Consider the following 20268-nt stretch of genomic DNA (forward strand, 5'->3'; position numbering starts at 1 on the left):
AATGTTAAAAAAAGGCGACTCAATGGTCGCCTTTTTTATTCGTCACTCATGCGTATTCAAGCCAAATAATCGCGAGCTATTGGCCCAAGTCTCTGCCGCCATCTGTTTCTCAGGCAACCCACGCAGTTGGGCGAGAGTCTCGAGAACCAGAGGTAATCGCTTAGGGTGATTAGGCTGGCCTTGAAAGCCGCTCAGTGGCATATCCGGTGCGTCGGTTTCCAACACTAAACGCTCAATAGGCAGGGATGTGACCGCTTGCCGGGTTTTCTTTGCGCGCTCATAAGTAATCACGCCACCGATACCAAGATAGAATCCACGCTCAATAAAATTATGAGCCTGTTGCTCACTACCTGAGAACCCATGCCAGACGCCCCCCTGGGTATACTGAGCCTGTTTGAGAAGTTGAAGAATGCGGTTATCCGCTTTACGGCTATGTATAATCAAAGGCAGTTGATAACTTTGCGCGAGTTCTATTTGCTGAACAAAAAATCGCTCTTGTAGCTTGCTATCCACATCAATGGCGACATCAAGCCCACATTCACCAATAGCAACGCAACGCTCACTTCTCGCATCTAACGTATCGACCAATTGGTTTAACGCACCACCAGGTTGGCCATTCAAAAAATAAGGATGGCAGCCTAATGCATAGTAAACGCCAGAAAAACGCTGACTTAATTGCTCGATACGTCCCCAGTTTTCAGCGCCAATCGCAGGAAGTAAAACCCGCTCAATGCCCGCTTGATTTGCCTGTTGCCATTGGTTTGCAAAATCCTTCCCGAAGGCGGCAAAATCCAAGTGGCAATGGGTATCAAACAGTTGCATGTCAGTGTCGCTTGTTTTGGTGATCGTCCGCTTGCCACTCTTTTCGATACGGCACACAACTGCGCTTCTGCTCAGGTGTTAACCCCATAGACTGACACCAAGCATCATAGCGAGCGAGCCATTGCTTGAAACGTTGCCACATAATCGTTACCTATTTTTGCTCTTCACGCTTAAACACCAAATCGGTCGGCGTTGACTCTTGTTCGCAAAAGTAATAGCCAGCCGTATCAAACTTAGTTAAGTCAGCCACACTTTCAATGCGATTTTCAATGATGTAGCGCGCCATCATTCCGCGAGCCTTTTTGGCATAGAAGCTGATGACTTTATACTGGCCATTTTTACAATCTTTGAAAATAGGCGTAATAATCTGCGCATCTAAGCTTTTAGGTTTGACCGATTTAAAATATTCGTTCGACGCTAAATTCACCAGAACGTTATCCCCTTGCGCTTGAATCGCTTGGTTTAACTTTTCAGTGATGATGTTGCCCCAAAATTGGTAGAGGTTGCTCCCTTTTGGGTTGCTCAGCTTGGTTCCCATCTCTAAACGGTAAGGTTGCATCAAGTCCAGCGGCTTCAAGAGACCGTATAATCCAGACAGCATTCGTAAATGTTTCTGAGCATAGTCTAAATCGTCTTGAGAAAGAGATAGGGCATCTAGCCCGGTATATACGTCCCCTTTAAACGCAAAAATCGCTTGGCGAGCATTCTCTTGGGTAAAGGTTTCACTCCATTGCTCGAAACGAGCGACATTGAGCGCGGCGATCTTATCACTGACTTTCATCAGCGAAGAGACATCTGCAGGCGTGAGCTTACGACATACGTCAATCAATTGCTTAGAGTAGTCCGTTAACTCAGGTAAGGTATGCTTATCGGTCGGTAACGATGATTCGTAGTCCAGTGTTTTTGCAGGTGATACGACAATTAACATGTTGGCTTCTCTTTACTTAATCCGATTATCTTTATGTTTCTAGAGTACAAAAAAAGCCATGCATTGTCTGCATGGCTTTAAGAATCATGTCGATAGTTTCGACCTATGAGCGAGAATTTTTATCCCAAATCCCCTCTTCCAACTGCGACTTCAGTTCAGGAAATTTATCCGGGTCAAAACTGGGAACTTTACCAGCCTTCAATTGCTGATTGTAATCTTTGGCGAGTTTAATCACGATGCCAGAAAGAAGGAGAATCGCCACCAAGTTAACAATCGCCATCAAGCCCATCGATACATCGGCCAATGACCAAACCGTCGGTAAAGAAGCCACCGCGCCAAACATGACCATCGCCAAGAACACCAAACGGAAAAGACTGATGCCCGCTTTATGATTTCGTTCAAGGAAGATCAGGTTTGTTTCAGCGTACGAATAGTTAGCGATAATCGACGTAAAAGCAAAGAAGAAGATCGCCACCGCGACAAACATGCCGCCCCAATCACCAACTTGTGAACTCAGCGCTGCCTGAGTCAACTCAATCCCAGTGATCTCGCTATGAGGTACATATTCACCAGACATCAAAATAATCGCAACCGTTGATGAACAGATGACGATGGTATCCATAAATACGCCCAGCATCTGCACATAACCTTGCGAGGCTGGATGTGGTGGATAAGGTGTAGCAGAAGCCGCCGCGTTCGGCGCAGACCCCATACCTGCTTCGTTTGAGAACAAGCCACGTTTAACACCGTTAATCATCGCTTGTGCTATTGCGTAGCCTAGGCCGCCTGCCGCCGCTTCTTGGAAGCCAAATGCACTCTTAAAGATAAGCGCTAATACCGCTGGCAGTTTTTCGATGTTACTAAACATGATGATGAGCGCCAGTGCAAGATACGCAAGCGCCATGATAGGTACAATCATCTCTGCGGTCTTTGCAATACGCTTAATCCCACCAAAGATAACAATCGCTGATAGTACCACAACACCGATACCGACATAGTTCTCTTGCCAGCCAAAAGCGTGGTTCATTGCATTCGCGATTGAGTTGGCTTGCACTGCGTTAAACACCAAACCAAAAGCAATCAACAGCAGTACAGAGAAAAGCACGCCCATCCAGCGCATGCCAAGCCCTTTTTCAATATAGTAAGCCGGACCGCCTCGGTAGTTACCATCCTCATCTTTGGTCTTGTAGAGCTGCGCCAAAGTGCTTTCAGCAAACGATGTCGCCATACCAAGCATCGCAATCATCCACATCCAGAAGATAGCGCCAGGGCCACCAGCAGTCAGGGCAACGGCCACCCCTGCCATGTTTCCGGTACCGACACGTGCCGCAAGACTGGTACAAAGTGCTTGAAAAGAAGAAATACCAGAATTGTCCGCTTTACGGCTGTTTTTCAACACTTTAAACATATGCGTAAAATGGCGGAATTGAATAAATCCGAGACGGAACGTGAAGTAAATTCCCACGCCCACCAATAGATAAACCAGAATAGAGCCCCAAAGTAGGCTATTCATCAAATTGATAATATCTGTCATACGATCCTCATAGTGAGTTTACACTGACCTCTGCTTCCTAGCCTTCCCTCAAACTGCACGACTAAGTGTCAACAAGGCTTAGTCAATTTTTATTAATAGGTTTGGCAGTTTGAACTTGTAAAATATCGCCTCATGCTTCCATTTTACGAGTCTGTGTTTTTTGACCGGCGGATAATGCAGCCACTCAAGACAAAAATCAATATGCAATAATATGCTTTCAATTCCTATTTTTCACTATAAAGTCACCAAACGTTAACAGATTAAGTTACATTAACAGCACATAACCAAAACAATATAACCCCAAACTTGTAACTCTAGCAGAGTGTATTTCCTCTAGTTGGTAAAATCGATGTACTCGACTAACCCCTTGAGTGGTAAAGGTTGTCAATTCCTCCCTCTGGTTTTTCCATTCACATCATCAACAGATACTATTTTTCATTGGCGTTTAAAGAATGAAACACGCTAAAAACGTGATTTTGACCACACCTCATTAACATCACAATTTTTCCAAACTCACACTTTGGTTAACACCAGTTGACTACTTTTTATCCAAACCGTCCAATAGCAAGCTGAACGAGGTACGCGTTTTGCATAAAAACTTCATGGAAATGCAACAAATGAGAAATCAATCAAGGATACGATCTTCGTAGAGTGGTATTTAAAAATTCCTTTCGAGGAGTGACGAAATAACAAGAGGTGCTTATGGAAGGCTTAAATTTTGATGAAATCATGGACACAGAGTTTCCTAAACTACGTGCAACTCGTTCTAAACCAGTCAAACGTAAATGGCGTGAAATCGAAGCTATCAAGGATCGCCAACGGCTACAAAAGGAGCTAATGGATATGGATATTGGCTTTGAGGACCTCGACAAACTAGAGTTTTAATAAAGAAAAGGCGCTCGACTTATCGAGCGCCTTTTCTTTTTGTATCTATACACTCGCACATTTAGCGTGTTAAACACACTCATCTTCTGTTTGGCGAACTCTCTGAGCCAATTGCTGATATTGCTCAGCGATGGTGTCACCAAAGACTGGATCATCTTCATCGACGTTCCATAAGCCTTCGACGGCTTGCCAATCAGAAGCGGTAAAAGATTGTTGGATAAGCGGCAAGATTGACTGTTCCTCCATATCCAAATGGCGTTTTTGCTGCAAGATAAAGTTTTCTAGCTGTTCTATCAGCACATGCTGCGGCACAACCGCGTCTTGCAATACCATATCGATGGTATTAAGAAAATGATGCGTTTTTTCAGACAACTCTTGATGCTCTAACTCCAAATTAGCGACATTGGCTTCGTGACCATATTTTTCTAAAAAATACAGATACAAAATATCTTCTTTTGGATGATGCACCCGCTCTGAATGGGTTGCTAAATAATCAACTATATCGTGGACCAAATTGTAGTTTACTGGCATTTCTTGCTGCAATAGCACCAATTTACGGCGTAAAATCGCCAGTAAACGGACCATGTAACCATGCTCTCTTCGAATACGCTCGATCATCATAGTGCCTCTCCTTAACACTTACTTTCTCTAAGTGTATATGAGAGTCACTACTCTTGCTTTGAATGAGGTCGAAATTTGACCATTTATGCCACAGGCTGAATATCCATTGGTAACCGCCAATCAATCGGTGTTTTTCCCTGCTGAACAAGCAGCTCATTCGCCTTTGAAAAGTGTCGGCACCCTAAGAATCCACGGTGGGCTGATAGCGGAGACGGATGTGGCGCCGCCAGTACATGGTGCTTCGCACGATTAATAAAGCGGCCTTTTTTCTGAGCATGCGATCCCCAGAGTAGGAATACCACCCCTTCTTGATGCTGGTTGATCGACTCAATGACTTTATCGGTAAACGTTTCCCAACCGGTTTTAGCATGCGAATGGGCCTTACCCTGCTCGACCGTCAGCACGGTATTAAGCATTAACACCCCTTGCTCTGCCCAGTGCTGCAAATATCCATGGCGAGGAATCTCAAAGCCATCAATATCCGCAGCGAGCTCCTTATACATATTGACCAGCGATGGAGGCGTTTTCACCCCAGGCAACACCGAGAAGCAAAGGCCGTGAGCTTGGTTAGGTCCATGGTAAGGATCTTGCCCTAGCATCACGACTTTAACTTGGTTGAACTCTGTAGCTCGAAAGGCGTTGAACACGTCTTTTTCCGGAGGAAAAATCGCTTTCCCTGCTCTGCGCTCAGATTCAACAAATGTCAGAGTGTCGACAAAGTAACTTTGTCGCTTTTCATCCCCAATAACGTCGTGCCATGTTAGCGTGTGTTCCATCGCTGCTACCCTCATCAAATGTATAAGGGTATTTTCTCAAAAACTCACTCAATAACAACTCGTTATTGGTCTGAAAACTTAACGAGTCTGCGGCGTTCGGTGATGCCCACGTCCAGTAATAGGACGGTTAGGTACCGGAAAACGGGTAGGTCGAATCGTATTAACTGAATGTGTGTATGACATGGCATCCTCCTTTCACTACAGACTTCTTGATGCTCAAGATCACAACATGAAAAAAAGATGCCAACTTATCTAATTTGCGAGTGTTTTACAGTGAATTGTTCTTAGGTGAGCGATCTCATCAGGCCATATTTCGGGGTTGATCGTCTCTAAAATCAACGGAATATTATCAAATCGAGGATCTTTAGCGATATATTCGAAACAAGGCCAACCTATCTCTCCTTGCCCAAGTGAGTGATGACGATCCAGACGAGATCCTCGAGCGCCTTTTGAATCATTTACATGCATTGCACGTAAATAGTGCATACCAACGATCCTTTCAAATTCCGCAAATACCTGCTCACACCCTTGTTCACTGCCAAGATCGTAACCTGCGGCAAAAGCGTGGCATGTATCGAGGCAAACTCCGACCCGGTTTTTATCCTCAACTTGATCAATAATTTCCGCCAACTGTTCAAATCGCCAACCTAAATTACTGCCTTGACCAGCGGTATTTTCAATCACCGCAATCACATCCGGAACCCGTTGATGAGCCAGATTAATTGACTCCGCAATGCGTGTTAGGCAATCGGATTCGGAAATTTGTTTTAAGTGACTGCCAGGATGAAAATTCAACAAACTAAGTCCAAGTTGAAAACAACGCTCAAACTCATCAATAAATGCAGCACGAGATTTACTGAGTTTTTCGTCATCTGGGGCACCTAAGTTAATTAAGTACGAATCATGGGGCAATATTTGCTCAGGCCCAAAGCCATATTGCCGACAATGGTTTTTGAAGCGCGCAATGACCTCAGGATCGAGAGGCTTAGCCGCCCACTGACGCTGATTTTTGGTAAACAGTGCAAATGCGTTAGCACCAATTTCCGCCGCTCTCAAAGGGGCATTATCGACGCCACCTGCAGCAGAGACATGCGCACCAATGTATTTATTTCCAAATTTTGGCATTGCTTTACCCATTCATCCTCTAAATTCGTGAGTACTCCGTTCATAAACGAGTAGATTAAATGACACAATAATGTTGTAAATTTACAACATTAGTTTAATTAAAAATTATTTTAATTAATAAAAAATAATTTAAAGCATTAATTTAAAAAGAAAAATACCCACTCAACATCAAAATAACCTTAAAAAAATAAATGTTTTAAGTTGTCTTTTGACTCAAATCAATATTAAAATAGTGGTTATTCGCTACGCAGTAACTGGTGTAGTTCAATACTCTAAGCAGTTAACACCCACAACGCCCACTCTGTGGACTAGGAGATTGTAATGATCCAAGGTATTCAAATTACAAAAGCAGCTAACGACGACCTACTTAATACCATTTGGCTTCTTGATGATGAAGCGAAAGAAGCTCGTTGTGTGGCCGCCACTAAAGGCTTCGAAACCGACCAAGTTGTGACTCTGAGTGACCTAGGTGACTACGAGAGCCGTCCTGTTGAGATTCAAACTCAACCTCTTATTGAAGGCGGTCAGCACCTGAACGTTAACGTTCTAAAACGTGAAACGTTAGAAGATGCAGTAGCAAACCCGGATAAATACCCACAACTAACGATTCGTGTTTCTGGTTACGCAGTGCGTTTTAACTCACTGACTCCAGAACAACAACGCGATGTTATCGCTCGTACCTTTACTGAGTCGCTATAATCGCTGATTACACTTTCAGTTTCTACCAAACGGTGCTTAATTAAGCACCGTTTTTTTGCTTTCCGTTCGACCCATCACGATCAAAATAGCGATTTCGATCACTATTTCACCTCTCCTATCGGTTTAAATAAAGTTTTTTATTTACTTAATTAGATCATCGGCTAAGTTAATAAGCAATTAACTTTACTTAATAACACCATGGAGCATGAAAACCAGAGTCTGGGGGCTTCATCGCGTGTGTCTTGAATCCAATTGACTAAGGAGCAGAGATGAATGCTTATGTTGAACACGTCAATTTGACAGTAAAAAACCTTGAGAGCACGGTGCTGTTTATCTCTACCGCGATGCCTGAATTCCAAGTTCGCCACCAAGGAACCGACACCAAACGCTGGTGCCATATTGGCACAGACAGCAGTTATCTTGCCATACAAGAGCGTGAACCCAAGTCCAAACCCCATGTGGTTCGTACACCTTATTTTGATGTCGGGGTCAATCACATCGGGCTCGTCGTTGACAACGTCGAAGAGGTTGCTCAGCGGTTAACGGTGGCAGGTTATCGTAAGAATATGGAACGTCGAGAAGCATTTCGAAAGCGTATCTACTTCTATGATGACGATGGCATTGAGTGGGAGTTTATCGAATATTTAACACGCAATCCGCAACAGAGAAATCACTATGAAGCAACCTAAGATTGGCATCGTTTTTTATTCCAAACAAGGAAACACAAGCTCACTGGCTAAGCATATCGAGGAAGGTATTCAAAGTCAGGATATACCCGTCATGAGTATCAAGATACAAGACAACGATATTGTCGCCGGACGTTATCAAAACTCGGCGATCTTTGACATGCTCGTTGGTTGCGATGCGATTGTGTTTGGTAGTCCAACTTATATGGGCTCACCTGCCGCACAGTTCAAAGCCTTTATGGATGCCAGCAGTGATTGCTATGTTGCGAAAGCTTGGAGAAATAAAATAGCGGCGGGCTTTACTTCAGGCGGAAGTCTCAACGGCGAGCAACAACAAACGCTACTCGCCATGTTTGCTTTAGCTTGTCAGCATGGCATGCTTTGGGCAGGCCTTGATGTTTCACAGTTTACCGACACACTCAACCTTAATCGTACAGGGTCGAGTTTGGGCTTAGTTGCGAGCCCTCTGCCCAATCATCAACAAATCGAAGACAATGATTTAGCGACCGCGTTCTATTTTGGTCAACGTATCGCCAAGTTGGTGAAATGACGCTAGTCACCTCGTTAAACATCGGTTAATTTAAACCTATTGTTTCCTAATGTTCATGATTAATACGTGTTACTTGAAGGTATCGAAACCCTGCTGATTCTCAGCAAACATAAAACCATGAGCCGAACTGGCAGCCAGCTATATATTAGCGCGTCGGCGGTCAGTAAACGGATTGCGAACCTTGAGCGGAAATTAGGTAAGCGTTTGATTGAACCAGATGGCCGTCAAGTACGCCTTACTGCGGACGCTGTAGCCCTGATTGAGAATATCGGTCCGAGTTTTAATGAACTGCAAGGGCTGATTTTTGATCAGCAAACGCTGCCTGACAGTACACCACTACGCATTGACTGCTCTGAAACCTTAGTGGCGGGTTTTTTAAGTGATGTCTTTAGTCATCATTTACACCAAGATCCGCACCTTAACATCACCACTAATCATACACCTCGCATCGTAGAAAATGTTCAATCCGGTCAGGCAACATTAGGAATTTGTGCCGGTCACATTCCAAGCCATCATGGCTTGAAGGCGATACATCTTACTGACGAACCTTTCTACACCATCAGTAAGCAACCACTTACTCAGCTACCAGCTTGTGTCATCACCAACGATCTCAATAATCCAGCTAATAGCTATCAACGTCTGGTCCTTAACCAATTAGGTATCGCACCGTTAATGGAAATGGACTCCTACTCTGCTGCTGCGCAATTAGCGTTAGCCGGTGTTGCGCCTGCCATCGTGCCGTTATCCATGGTCAACACCTTAAAAATATCGAGACAATACTGTTTTCAGTTCGAAGAATTGCGCGGTCTCTACCGTCCACTTCACATCTGTTTACGACCACACTCGTATAAGAACCCACGGATCAGAAGCTTGATAACAGCCATTGATGATGCTGTTCCCAAAGCAATTTCAGCGCCATGGCCATCGACATAATGATCACTAAAGGTCGAATCCATTTTTGTCCTTGAGTAACCACGACTTTTGCCCCTAGACGTGCGCCAAGAAAACCACCGATTGCCATGGTTAAACCGAGCTTCCAAATGGGTAACCCAGCGAGAACGAAAAACAGTAAGGCCGCAATATTAGAGGTAAAATTGAGTATTTTGGTTCTAGCCGTGGCTTCAACTAAAGACAACTGAGCAATAGCCACAAAACACACGGCAAAGATAGAACCAGTTCCAGGCCCAAAAAAGCCATCGTAAAACCCAACGCCGCCACCCACGCACAAAGCAAACATGCCTTCAGACAGTGAAGCCTTACCTTTGACCTGACGGGTTGAAGGCGCGAGTAAAAAATAGAGTGAAATGGCGACCAGCAGTATAGGAATCAGGCTAGTAAGCACCCCAGCATCAATGAATTGCACCGCTTCAGCGCCGAGGGCAGCCCCCACAAAGGTACAACCAATCGCTAGCTTCATTTCGCTCAATTTAACAATACCGCTGCGCACAAAATACCAACTGGCTGAAAAGCTACCAAAGGAGCTTTGTAACTTATTGGTCGCCAGCGCTTGAGTCGGAGGAATGCCCGCAGCTAACAATGCAGGCAGCGTAATTAACCCACCGCCTCCCGCCATCGCATCAATAAACCCTGCGACGCCAGCGACAAAAAACAGCATCAATATGATCTCAACCGAGAGCTCCATGGTGTTACAACATCCTTTAACGACTTGAATAAACAGACACTATCACTGTACTTACGGATTGAGTTAGCGAAAGCTAAGACTGAAACCCTTTCCAAATATTCATCATTTCTATGGATGATAATAAGAGATAAAAAAACCCGCTCAATGAGCGGGTAATGAGGTTGTCAGATAAGCTTTAGCGCTTACTGTCGTTATATTGCCAAGTGATTAAGCTTGGCCTTGTTGTACTTTAGCGTGCAGCTCTTGAACCGACATGACACTCGCAGTGGCATCAGAGGTGTGAGCCATACAAGTAGCAAACGCTGCATTAAGCGTGGTGGTGTAGTTAACCTTCTCAGCCAGCGCACCACGGCGAAGCACTTTGGAGTCTTCAATCGCTTGACGACCAGCGGCCGTATTCACGATGTAGGTGTATTCATTGTTCTTGATACGGTCAAGAATATGAGGACGACCTTCATGAACCTTATTCACCAAACGAGGGTTAATCCCTGCCTCTCCAAGAATTACCGCGGTACCATGAGTCGCATCGAGCTGATACCCCAGTTTCACCAATTTTGACGCTAAGTCGACCACGCGCTGTTTATCGCCCTCACGGACTGAAAGCAGAGCTCGTCCACCCTCAGGGTAAACGCTGCCTGAACCCAGTTCGGCTTTTGCGTACGCTTCAGCAAAAGTCGCTCCAACGCCCATCACTTCACCAGTAGAACGCATTTCAGGACCTAGTAGCGGGTCAACACCAGGGAATTTGTTAAACGGCAAGACCACTTCTTTTACTGAGTAGTACGGTGGAATGATCTCTTTAGTGAACCCTTGAGACTCTAGGCTTTGCCCAGCCATAACACGCGCTGCAATTTTTGCGAGCGGCGCCCCCGTTGCTTTAGAAACAAACGGCACTGTACGAGCTGCGCGAGGGTTAACTTCGATGAGGTAGACTTCATCATCTTTAACCGCAAACTGAGTATTCATCAAGCCACGGACACCAAGTTCAAACGCCAGCTTCTCCACTTGCTCACGCATCACATCTTGGATCTCTTGGCTAAGCGTATAAGCAGGAAGTGAACATGCTGAATCACCAGAGTGAACACCTGCCTGTTCAATATGTTCCATGATGCCGCCAATCACCACGCGTTCACCATCACAAATCGCGTCGATATCAACTTCAGTGGCGTCATCAAGGAAACGGTCTAATAGAACTGGAGACTCATTTGAGACACTGACTGCTTCATTGAAGTAACGGCGTAGGTCGCTCTCATCATAAACAATCTCCATCGCACGTCCACCTAGAACGTATGAAGGACGTACAACCAGAGGGAAACCAATTTCACGAGATTTCTCGACCGCTTGTTCAATCGCAGTCACCGTTGCATTTTCTGGCTGTTTTAGCCCAAGACGCTCAACCGCTTGTTGGAAACGCTCACGGTCTTCGGCACGGTCAATCGCATCAGGGCTCGTACCAATCACTGGCACACCCGCAGCTTCCAGGGCTCGCGCCAATTTCAGTGGCGTTTGACCACCGTATTGGACAATCACGCCTTTGGGTTTTTCAACACGTACAATTGCCAGAACATCTTCCAGAGTCACAGGCTCAAAGTAGAGGCGGTCTGATGTATCGTAGTCAGTAGATACGGTTTCAGGATTACAGTTAACCATGATGGTTTCGTAACCGTCTTCACGTAACGCAAGGGAAGCGTGAACACAGCAGTAGTCAAATTCAATGCCTTGACCGATACGGTTTGGACCGCCGCCAAGTACCATGATTTTGTCTTTGTCCGTTGGATTGGCTTCACACTCTTCATCGTACGATGAGTACATGTAAGCAGTATCTGAAGAGAATTCAGCCGCACAGGTGTCAACACGCTTGTAGACAGGGTGAATATCAAATTGGTCACGAAGACGACGAATTTCATTTTCTGACACGCCAAGTAGCGTCGACAAACGTGCGTCAGAGAAACCTTTACGCTTCATGGTGCGCAGTACGTCTTTGGTTAAACCGGCAAAGCCGCCCGCTTTTACCTGCTCTTCCAGTCTGACTAACTCTTCAATTTGAACCAAGAACCAACGGTCAATGTTGGTTAAGTTGAACACACCATCTACCGACAAACCCGCTCGGAATGCGTCAGCGATGTACCAAATGCGTTCAGCGCCCGCTTCTTTAAGCTCATAACGAATTTTAGAGAGCGCATCGGGTGCTTCAAGGTCAACCATTTCATCAAAACCGTTGGAGCCAACTTCCAAGCCACGGAGTGCTTTTTGTAGAGACTCTTGTTGGTTACGACCAATGGCCATCACCTCACCGACTGACTTCATCTGCGTAGTCAAACGGTCATTGGCGCCAGCAAATTTTTCAAAGTTGAAGCGAGGAATCTTAGTAACGACATAGTCGATTGTCGGTTCAAAAGAAGCTGGCGTAGCTCCGCCAGTGATGTCGTTCATCAATTCGTCAAGCGTAAAGCCAACCGCCAACTTCGCCGCGACTTTGGCAATAGGGAAGCCTGTGGCTTTTGACGCCAACGCCGAAGAGCGAGAAACACGAGGGTTCATCTCAATGATAACCATACGCCCATCTTCTGGGTTGATACCAAACTGTACGTTGGAGCCACCGGTTTCAACGCCGATTTCACGCAAAACCGCCAAAGATGCATTACGCATCAATTGGTACTCTTTATCTGTCAGGGTTTGTGCTGGCGCCACGGTGATTGAATCACCAGTATGAATGCCCATCGCATCAAAGTTTTCAATTGAGCAGACGATGATACAGTTGTCGGCTTTGTCACGAACCACTTCCATCTCATACTCTTTCCAACCAATCAATGATTCATCAATAAGCAGTTCATTGGTTGGTGAAAGATCCAAGCCACGATGACAAATTTCATCAAACTCTTCTTTGTTATACGCGATACCGCCACCGGTACCACCCATAGTAAATGAAGGACGGATAATACATGGGAAGCCGACTTTTTCGAGTACGCTATAAGCTTCTTCCATGCTTTTCGCGGTATCTGCGCGAGGGCACTCAAGGCCAATCGATTTCATCGCTTTATCAAAGCGAGAACGGTCTTCAGCTTTATCTATCGCATCGGCAGTTGCACCGATCATTTCAACGCCAAACTCAGCCAGCACACCTTGTTTTTCAAGTTCTAATGCACAGTTCAGTGCAGTTTGCCCACCCATGGTTGGCAGCACGGCATCTGGACGTTCTTTTTCAATGATTTTGCGTACGACTTGCCAGTTGATTGGCTCAATGTAAGTCGCATCCGCCATTTCAGGATCCGTCATGATGGTAGCCGGGTTTGAGTTGACCAAAATAACTCGGTAACCCTCTTCGCGCAGCGCTTTACACGCTTGCGCTCCTGAATAATCAAACTCACAGGCTTGACCGATAACAATCGGACCAGCACCTAAAATAAGAATGCTTTTAATATCAGTACGTTTTGGCATCTTTACTACTCCGAAATTAAGCGCTGTGTTGTTTAATCAAGTCAATGAAGTGGTCAAAAAGTGGCGCTGCATCATGAGGGCCAGGGCTCGCTTCTGGGTGACCTTGGAAACTAAATGCAGGCTTATCGGTACGATGAATTCCTTGTAGTGACCCATCGAATAATGACACGTGAGTGGCACGAAGGTTATCTGGCAGCGTTTTCTCGTCTGCGGCAAACCCATGGTTTTGCGAAGTAATCATAACCACACCACGGTCAAGATCTTTCACTGGATGGTTTGCGCCGTGATGACCAAACTTCATCTTCACTGTTTGTACCCCTGAGGCCAGAGCAAGAATTTGATGCCCTAAGCAGATACCAAACAGCGGAATGTTCTTATCTAAGAATGTTTTGGTTGCTTCAATTGCGTAAGTACATGGTTCTGGGTCACCAGGGCCGTTAGATAAGAAAATGCCATCGGGGTTGAGCGCCAGAACCTCTTCTGCAGACGTTTGTGCAGGCACAACCGTTAAACGGCAGCCGCGGTCAACCAGCATGCGTAGAATGTTGCGCTTTGCGCCGAAATCGTAAGCGACGACGTGATAAGGCAAGTCAGCATCCGCTTTCGCTTCAGGTAAGCCGCCTTCTAGAGTCCAAGAGCCTTGTTGCCAAGCATACGTCTCTTGCGTCGTTACTTCTTTTGCCAAATCCATGCCTTTTAGACCCGGAAACTCCTGCGCTTTCGTTAACGCTAGCGCTTGGTCAAGGTTGTCACCGGCCATAATGCAACCATTCTGCGCCCCTTTCTCTCGCAAAATACGCGTCAGTTTACGTGTATCAATATCGGCAATACCGACAATGTTTTGCGATTTAAGGTAATCAGAGAGGGTTTGTTCACTGCGGAAGTTAGAAGCGATAAGAGGGAGATCGCGAATCACAAGGCCTTGTGCATGAATTGAAGTGGATTCTTCATCTTCATTATTGGTACCAGTATTACCAATATGTGGGTAAGTCAGGGTGACAATTTGTTGGGAATAGGAAGGGTCAGTGAGAATTTCTTGGTACCCCGTCATCGAGGTATTAAAAACAACTTCACCAACGGATATACCATCTGCTCCAATGGAAACTCCGTGGAACACTGTCCCATCTTCTAGGACTAACAGTGCTGATTTACTCAAGACAACCTCCGGAATAAAAATGCATAAATTATAAATTAAATTGCAAACTTGCCTTCCATGACTCGCAGTATAATCGAATTCAGGGGGTTTAGACAAATTGGCGGTATTCTAATTACGCCAGTATATTCTGTCAATAACCGATAAAAAATATATTCTTTATTTAATTGGATATGAGCAAAAAATACAAAGTAACGCCTAAAAAGGCAACTTAAGTTGGCCAAATAGCCAAAATCAGAGCACCTTTAATCATTAAGGGAATTATAAGGGGGCGTAATAGATGAGTTTTTATTTAGTTACCGAAGCAAACGTTACGCTTACTTACTTTCCATTGAATTTTAATGAGGTTATAAACAAATAGAGTACAGAGCGACATAAATAAAAGAAAAGTAGCTTAAAAACACCTATTTTTAGCCACTAAAAATATTCAGCCCAGTTTTTGGCTAAAAAAAAAGCGCCAACCTAAGTTAGCGCATAATTATCCATTTATAGCTCATTTAATCCGAGCACGTCGGTCATGGTATAAAAACCGGAGGAATGCGTGTCTAACCACACAGCGGCTTTCACTGCTCCATTGGCAAAAGTCATGCGGTCTGTCGCTTTGTGAGTAATTTCTACTCGTTCACCAATATCCGCAAACATCGCGGTGTGTTCACCAACAATATCGCCGGCGCGAATCGTCGCAAAACCAATCTCTTCTCGCTTACGCTCGCCAGTAATTCCCTCACGAGCATAGACAGCAACGTCACTAAGCTGATTCCCCATCGCTCCAGCAATGGCCTCTCCCATACCGATAGCAGTGCCTGACGGCGCATCGACTTTATGGCGATGATGGGCTTCAATCACTTCAATATCGCAATAATCCCCCATGACTTTGGCCGCTTTCTCAAGCAACTTAAAGACTAAGTTCACACCGACGCTATAATTTGGTGCCATTACGATCGCTACCGATTGAGCATACTCATCGATCTGCTGACGTTCTTGCTCACTAAACCCAGTAGTGCCGATCACGATTTTCTTGTTGTAGTTTTTACACAGTTCAAGGTTAGCTAAGGTGCTTGAAGGCGCAGTGAAATCAATAATGACGTCGTAGTCATCGACATGCTTTTCAAGATCATCAACCACAGCAACACTGAGTTTGCGTTCGCCACATAACTCACCGATATCCACACCGACTAATGATGATTCAGGACGTTCCGATCCTGCTCCTAATTCGGCTTGAGGATGATGAAGCGTCGCTTTCACTAAATTGCGCCCCATTCGTCCAGCTGCTCCTGCTATCGCAATTCTAACCATTGCTCTATCTCCATCTTTCGGCAACGGGCAGTTCCCATTGCTGCTTACTCATTTCATCCAGTTAAACTAACAAGATTCTTTACCAACCACCAGTGTTTAAGCAAACTCTGCTATGACTCGCTTCAGAATCGGTACATTTGCTTCAGGAAAGGCGTAATCCGTCAGTTGATGGAGCTTAACCCATTGCCCTTCTTGACCTTCTTTGCCGTATGGTTGCCCGCGAAATTCACTGACCACAATAAAATCAAACGTCAGTGATTTATCTGAATAGTCATACTCGAGGTGTTCAAACAGGCTTTGCTTTGTAACTTCAATACCGATTTCTTCATCCAACTCTCGGCACATGGCTTGCTCAATACTCTCTTGCGCTTCAACTTTGCCACCAGGAAATTCCCAAAATCCACCTTTGTGCTTATCACTTGGGCGCTTGGTTATAAACACTTCGCTTTGGTCTGGATTAAAAATGATCGCCGCGACGATGTGAGTACGTTTCATGTCTTTTCCCTTTAAATCACTCGTGTGGAACGAGGCTGTTACAGATACAAAAAAGAGTCGCCCAAGCGACTCTTTTAATTGATTACCTTACCACTGGTTTATTCAATCTTACCATGGCACTGTTTGTATTTCTTACCACTCCCACAAGGACATGGCTCGTTGCGGCCAACTTTGCGTTCTTCACGAACCATAGGTTGAGCATGCGCATCCTCCGCCGCTTCCTCTTCACCCAGTGGGTTTTCTGCTGAAGCATGTTGGGCTTGGGCTAAGCGCGCCGCTTCTTCTGCTTGCGCTTGACGCTGGGCTTCCATACGTTCAACTTCTTCTTGCTGCTGTACACGTACTTTCGACAAGATAGTAATTACGTCAGATTTCAATGAATCCAGCAGTCCTTCAAACAGTTCAAACGACTCACGCTTGTACTCTTGTTTCGGGTTCTTTTGAGCATAACCACGCAGATGAATACCTTGACGTAAATGATCCATTGCGGCTAAGTGCTCTTTCCACAACGTATCTAGAGTCTGCAACATCACGGATTTTTCAAAGTTGCGCAGTACTTCGCTACCGACCACTTCTTCTTTCGCTTTATAGACTTCAACTGCCGCATCAATGATTTTCTCACGCAATGCTTCTTCATACAGCTTGTCGTCTTCTTCCAACCACTGAGCAATGGGGAGCTCTAAATCGAAATCATTTTTCAGACGATCCTCAAGCCCTTTCACATCCCACATGTCTTCCAAAGATTGCGGCGGTACATATTCATCAATAACCGATGTCAAAACATCAACACGGTTTTGTTCGATCATTTCACTGATGTCTGGCGCATTCATGAGCTCATCACGCAATTCATAAACCACTTTACGTTGATCGTTCGCGACGTCATCGTATTCCAGTAGCTGTTTACGAATATCAAAGTTACGGCCTTCCACCTTACGTTGCGCTTTTTCGATAGAGCGAGAAAGCATCTTACTTTCAATCGCTTCTCCCTCTTCCATACCGCTTTGAATCAAGCTTGCCATACGATCAGAGGTAAAGATTCGAAGCAGTGAGTCTTCCATAGAAAGGTAGAAACGTGAAGAACCTGCATCCCCTTGACGACCAGAACGACCACGTAGCTGGTTATCAATACGGCGAGATTCATGGCGTTCAGTACCAATAATATGCAAACCGCCAGATGCTAATACTTGATCGTGCACTTCACGCCACTCAGCTTTGATTTCATCGATTTGTTGCTGAGTAGGATTTTCAAGTGTTTCGACTTTGCTTTGCCAGCTGCCGCCCAACACGATATCGGTACCACGACCCGCCATGTTAGTCGCAATCGTCACCGAGCCAGGTTTACCTGCTTCAGCGACAATTTCAGCTTCTTTTTCATGGAATTTAGCGTTCAGAACATTGTGCTTAACTTTGGCTTTTTTCAACGCGTTAGAAAGCAGTTCTGATTTTTCAATCGATACGGTACCAACCAAAACTGGCTGTCCTTGCTCAACACGCTCTTTAATATCTTCAATGATGGCGGCAAATTTTTCCGCTTCTGTACGGTACACCACATCCGGCATATCATTACGGATCATCGGACGGTTAGTCGGAATAACCACCGTTTCTAGACCGTAGATTTGTTGGAACTCAAACGCTTCCGTGTCAGCAGTACCTGTCATACCAGACAGCTTGTCGTATAGACGGAAGAAATTCTGGAAGGTAATCGAAGCCAGTGTTTGGTTTTCGTTTTGAATCTTAACGCCTTCTTTGGCTTCAACCGCTTGATGTAAGCCTTCTGACCAACGGCGTCCCGGCATGGTACGTCCGGTATGCTCATCAACGATAACCACATCACCATCGTCAGTAACAATGTAGTCAACGTTACGTTCAAACAACACATGAGCACGTAATGCAGCGTTTACGTGATGCAGTAAGCTGATGTTAGCGGGAGAGTATAGAGTTTCACCTTCTTGCATCAGGCCATTACTGACCAATAGCTCTTCGACAAATTCTTGACCATTCTCCGTCAAATACACTTGCTTTGATTTTTCATCAACCGTGTAATGGCCGTCACCGCGATATTCTTCTGAATCTTCTTGGTCTTGCTGTTGAAGATGAGGAATCAAGGTGTTCACACGAGTATAAAGATCAGAACTGTCTTCAGCGGGGCCAGAGATGATAAGTGGCGTACGTGCCTCATCAATTAAAATCGAGTCAACTTCATCGACAATGGCAAAAAAGCGGGCTCGTTGCACGCGGTCTTCCGCGCGAAATGCCATGTTGTCACGCAGATAATCGAAACCAAATTCGTTGTTTGTACCGTAAAGAATATCAGCTAGGTAAGCTTGTTTTTTCTCTTGTGGAGGCATGTTCGGTACATTAACACCGACGGTCATCCCCAAGAATTCGAACAGTGGTCTGTTGGTTTCGGCATCACGAGCAGCAAGGTAATCGTTGACGGTGACCACATGAACACCGTGTCCTGGTAGAGCATTTAAATAAGCAGGCAAAGTCGCGGTGAGTGTTTTACCTTCACCAGTACGCATTTCAGCAATTTGACCAGCATTTAACACCATGCCACCAATGAGCTGAACGTCAAAATGACGCATGCCAAACACACGTTTTGAAGCTTCACGGACGGTTGCGAACGCTTCAGGAAGCAACTGATCTAGCGTTTCACCCTTTTCCAAGCGTTGACGAAATTCAATCGTTTTGGCTTTTAGTTCATCATCGGAAAGCGCTTCAAAGGTAGGCTCGTAATTATTTATTTCTTTAACAATCTTTCTAAGGCGGCGTAATGTGCGATCATTGCGACTGCCAATCACTTTTGTCAGTAGCTTAGCTATCATGTGTTGTGAATCTCTCTTTACTTCGATCGGTTGTGATCTGATCTCAATGCCTTCAGTCTCTACCAGTTTTGAACTAAGAATACTGAGATAAGTCATTTATCACTCTGATATTGTGACTCAAACTTAGATTTTCAAGGCTTCAGGTTACAAGTGGCCACTAGTGTAAGGAATTTTTTTGCTAACGACCAACAACAAAGTCATTTGTTTGAACCACTTTTAATTTTTTCTATCAATATTTTACGGTTTGGCGATAATCAGGCTGTGATGCTATCCATTATCGATTACAATCCATTCAACAGCGTTTATTAAGGTTCATCATGAGAGATCATCGCCCCACTCTTGGCAACGAGATCATTTCTCAAAGCCGCTTTGCCGAACTACAACAGCAAGCTTCAGAGATCCTGAAGTTGAATAAGGATCTGCGGAAGATCTTGCCACGCGGAACGGAAAATCATTGCCGCGCAGCCAATATCCGCGATGGCCAATTGATCCTGGAAGTGGCGAGCGCCGCGATCAAAATGAAGATCGATTACGATCGTTTGCACATCCTGAATCAATTAAGAACGCTCGGCTATGCAAGGCTGATTGCAGTTACTGTGGTCATCAATCCTCGACTTTATGCACAAAAGTCATCCCCAGAAAAGACATCAACGCCACGTCCACCGATCTCAAAAAATGCAGCGAGCTATCTCCATATGATTGCGAGCAATGCATCGCCCAAAGTAAAAAAACGCTTAGAGCAACTGGCAAACATGGCAGATAACCAGCCTGAAAACAGTAAATAACAGCC

19 protein-coding genes are annotated in these 20268 nt (G+C 45.0%); 6 read left to right on the forward strand and 13 right to left on the reverse strand.

The features are described from left to right. Window positions 1–42 precede the first annotated feature (42 nt). From ACFFUV_RS09325 to ACFFUV_RS09340, 4 genes are all read right to left on the reverse strand, one after another. On the reverse strand, window positions 43–822 hold the full coding sequence (locus ACFFUV_RS09325) for a TatD family hydrolase (protein WP_390191517.1): 780 nt from the start codon (window positions 820–822) through the stop codon (window positions 43–45). A 1-nt stretch (window position 823) separates the two neighbouring features. Beyond that, entirely contained in the window at window positions 824–964 is a 141-nt protein-coding gene (locus ACFFUV_RS09330) for a DUF5363 family protein (protein ID WP_390191518.1), read from the reverse strand. Between the two features lie 9 nt (window positions 965–973). After that, entirely contained in the window at window positions 974–1750 is a 777-nt protein-coding gene (gene yaaA / locus ACFFUV_RS09335; protein ID WP_390191520.1) for a peroxide stress protein YaaA, read from the reverse strand. Window positions 1751–1853: 103 nt separating this feature from the next. After that, entirely contained in the window at window positions 1854–3284 is a 1431-nt protein-coding gene (locus ACFFUV_RS09340; protein WP_390191523.1) for an alanine/glycine:cation symporter family protein, read from the reverse strand. Window positions 3285–3986: 702 nt separating this feature from the next. Between ACFFUV_RS09340 and ACFFUV_RS09345 the strand changes: the two genes are divergently transcribed. Further along, window positions 3987–4169, forward strand: coding sequence for a DUF3545 family protein (locus ACFFUV_RS09345; RefSeq protein ID WP_390191526.1), 183 nt, complete (start codon window positions 3987–3989; stop codon window positions 4167–4169). A gap of 69 nt (window positions 4170–4238) precedes the next feature. On the opposite strand, the gene ACFFUV_RS09350 is transcribed toward ACFFUV_RS09345, so the two are convergent. The 3 genes from ACFFUV_RS09350 to nfo all read right to left on the reverse strand — a co-directional run bounded on the left by ACFFUV_RS09350 (window position 4239) and on the right by nfo (window position 6691). Then, a complete protein-coding gene (locus ACFFUV_RS09350) occupies window positions 4239–4790 on the reverse strand; it encodes a hemerythrin domain-containing protein (RefSeq protein ID WP_390191529.1) in 552 nt (183 codons plus the stop codon). An 83-nt stretch (window positions 4791–4873) separates the two neighbouring features. After that, on the reverse strand, window positions 4874–5566 hold the full coding sequence (gene ung / locus ACFFUV_RS09355; protein ID WP_390191530.1) for a uracil-DNA glycosylase: 693 nt from the start codon (window positions 5564–5566) through the stop codon (window positions 4874–4876). A gap of 252 nt (window positions 5567–5818) precedes the next feature. Beyond that, window positions 5819–6691 (reverse strand): deoxyribonuclease IV, encoded by an 873-nt coding sequence (nfo, locus tag ACFFUV_RS09360; RefSeq protein WP_390191533.1) that lies wholly within the window; start codon window positions 6689–6691, stop codon window positions 5819–5821. 321 nt (window positions 6692–7012) lie between these two features. Here nfo and grcA point away from each other — a divergent pair, with 321 nt between their 5' ends. The 4 genes from grcA (at window position 7013) to ACFFUV_RS09380 (ending at window position 9559) form a co-directional block, all read left to right on the forward strand. After that, window positions 7013–7390, forward strand: a complete 378-nt coding sequence (gene grcA, locus ACFFUV_RS09365; protein ID WP_390191535.1) for an autonomous glycyl radical cofactor GrcA — start codon at window positions 7013–7015, stop codon at window positions 7388–7390. Between the two features lie 269 nt (window positions 7391–7659). After that, complete coding sequence (locus ACFFUV_RS09370) at window positions 7660–8079, forward strand: VOC family protein (protein ID WP_390191538.1); 420 nt, start codon at window positions 7660–7662, stop codon at window positions 8077–8079. After that, a complete protein-coding gene (locus ACFFUV_RS09375) occupies window positions 8066–8626 on the forward strand; it encodes a flavodoxin family protein (RefSeq protein ID WP_390191541.1) in 561 nt (186 codons plus the stop codon). Before ACFFUV_RS09370 ends, ACFFUV_RS09375 begins: the two co-directional genes overlap by 14 nt. Before the next feature lie 66 nt (window positions 8627–8692). Next, window positions 8693–9559 (forward strand): LysR family transcriptional regulator, encoded by an 867-nt coding sequence (locus tag ACFFUV_RS09380; RefSeq protein ID WP_390191543.1) that lies wholly within the window; start codon window positions 8693–8695, stop codon window positions 9557–9559. Here ACFFUV_RS09380 and ACFFUV_RS09385 read toward each other — a convergent pair. From ACFFUV_RS09385 to secA, 6 genes are all read right to left on the reverse strand, one after another. Continuing rightward, window positions 9489–10268 carry a TSUP family transporter gene (locus ACFFUV_RS09385; RefSeq protein WP_390191546.1) on the reverse strand — a complete coding sequence of 260 codons (780 nt, stop codon included), beginning with the start codon at window positions 10266–10268 and terminating at the stop codon, window positions 9489–9491. The two genes, ACFFUV_RS09380 and ACFFUV_RS09385, sit on opposite strands and share 71 nt — an antisense overlap. Before the next feature lie 207 nt (window positions 10269–10475). After that, a complete protein-coding gene (gene carB / locus ACFFUV_RS09390; protein WP_390191548.1) occupies window positions 10476–13706 on the reverse strand; it encodes a carbamoyl-phosphate synthase large subunit in 3231 nt (1076 codons plus the stop codon). A 16-nt stretch (window positions 13707–13722) separates the two neighbouring features. Beyond that, window positions 13723–14862, reverse strand: coding sequence for a glutamine-hydrolyzing carbamoyl-phosphate synthase small subunit (gene carA / locus ACFFUV_RS09395; RefSeq protein ID WP_390191551.1), 1140 nt, complete (start codon window positions 14860–14862; stop codon window positions 13723–13725). Window positions 14863–15345: 483 nt separating this feature from the next. Continuing rightward, the gene (gene dapB / locus ACFFUV_RS09400) at window positions 15346–16155 is read right to left on the reverse strand and encodes a 4-hydroxy-tetrahydrodipicolinate reductase (RefSeq protein WP_390191554.1); all 810 of its coding nucleotides are present in this window, start codon (window positions 16153–16155) and stop codon (window positions 15346–15348) included. A gap of 96 nt (window positions 16156–16251) precedes the next feature. Continuing rightward, a complete protein-coding gene (mutT, locus tag ACFFUV_RS09405) occupies window positions 16252–16650 on the reverse strand; it encodes an 8-oxo-dGTP diphosphatase MutT (protein ID WP_390191557.1) in 399 nt (132 codons plus the stop codon). A gap of 98 nt (window positions 16651–16748) precedes the next feature. Then, entirely contained in the window at window positions 16749–19478 is a 2730-nt protein-coding gene (gene secA / locus ACFFUV_RS09410; RefSeq protein ID WP_390191925.1) for a preprotein translocase subunit SecA, read from the reverse strand. Between the two features lie 317 nt (window positions 19479–19795). On the opposite strand from secA, the gene ACFFUV_RS09415 reads away from it, so the two are divergent. Further along, window positions 19796–20263 (forward strand): DUF721 domain-containing protein, encoded by a 468-nt coding sequence (locus ACFFUV_RS09415; RefSeq protein WP_390191560.1) that lies wholly within the window; start codon window positions 19796–19798, stop codon window positions 20261–20263. Window positions 20264–20268 lie beyond the last annotated feature (5 nt).

The sequence above is a fragment of the Vibrio olivae genome (genome assembly GCF_042428525.1).
GTDB lineage: Bacteria > Pseudomonadota > Gammaproteobacteria > Enterobacterales > Vibrionaceae > Vibrio > Vibrio olivae.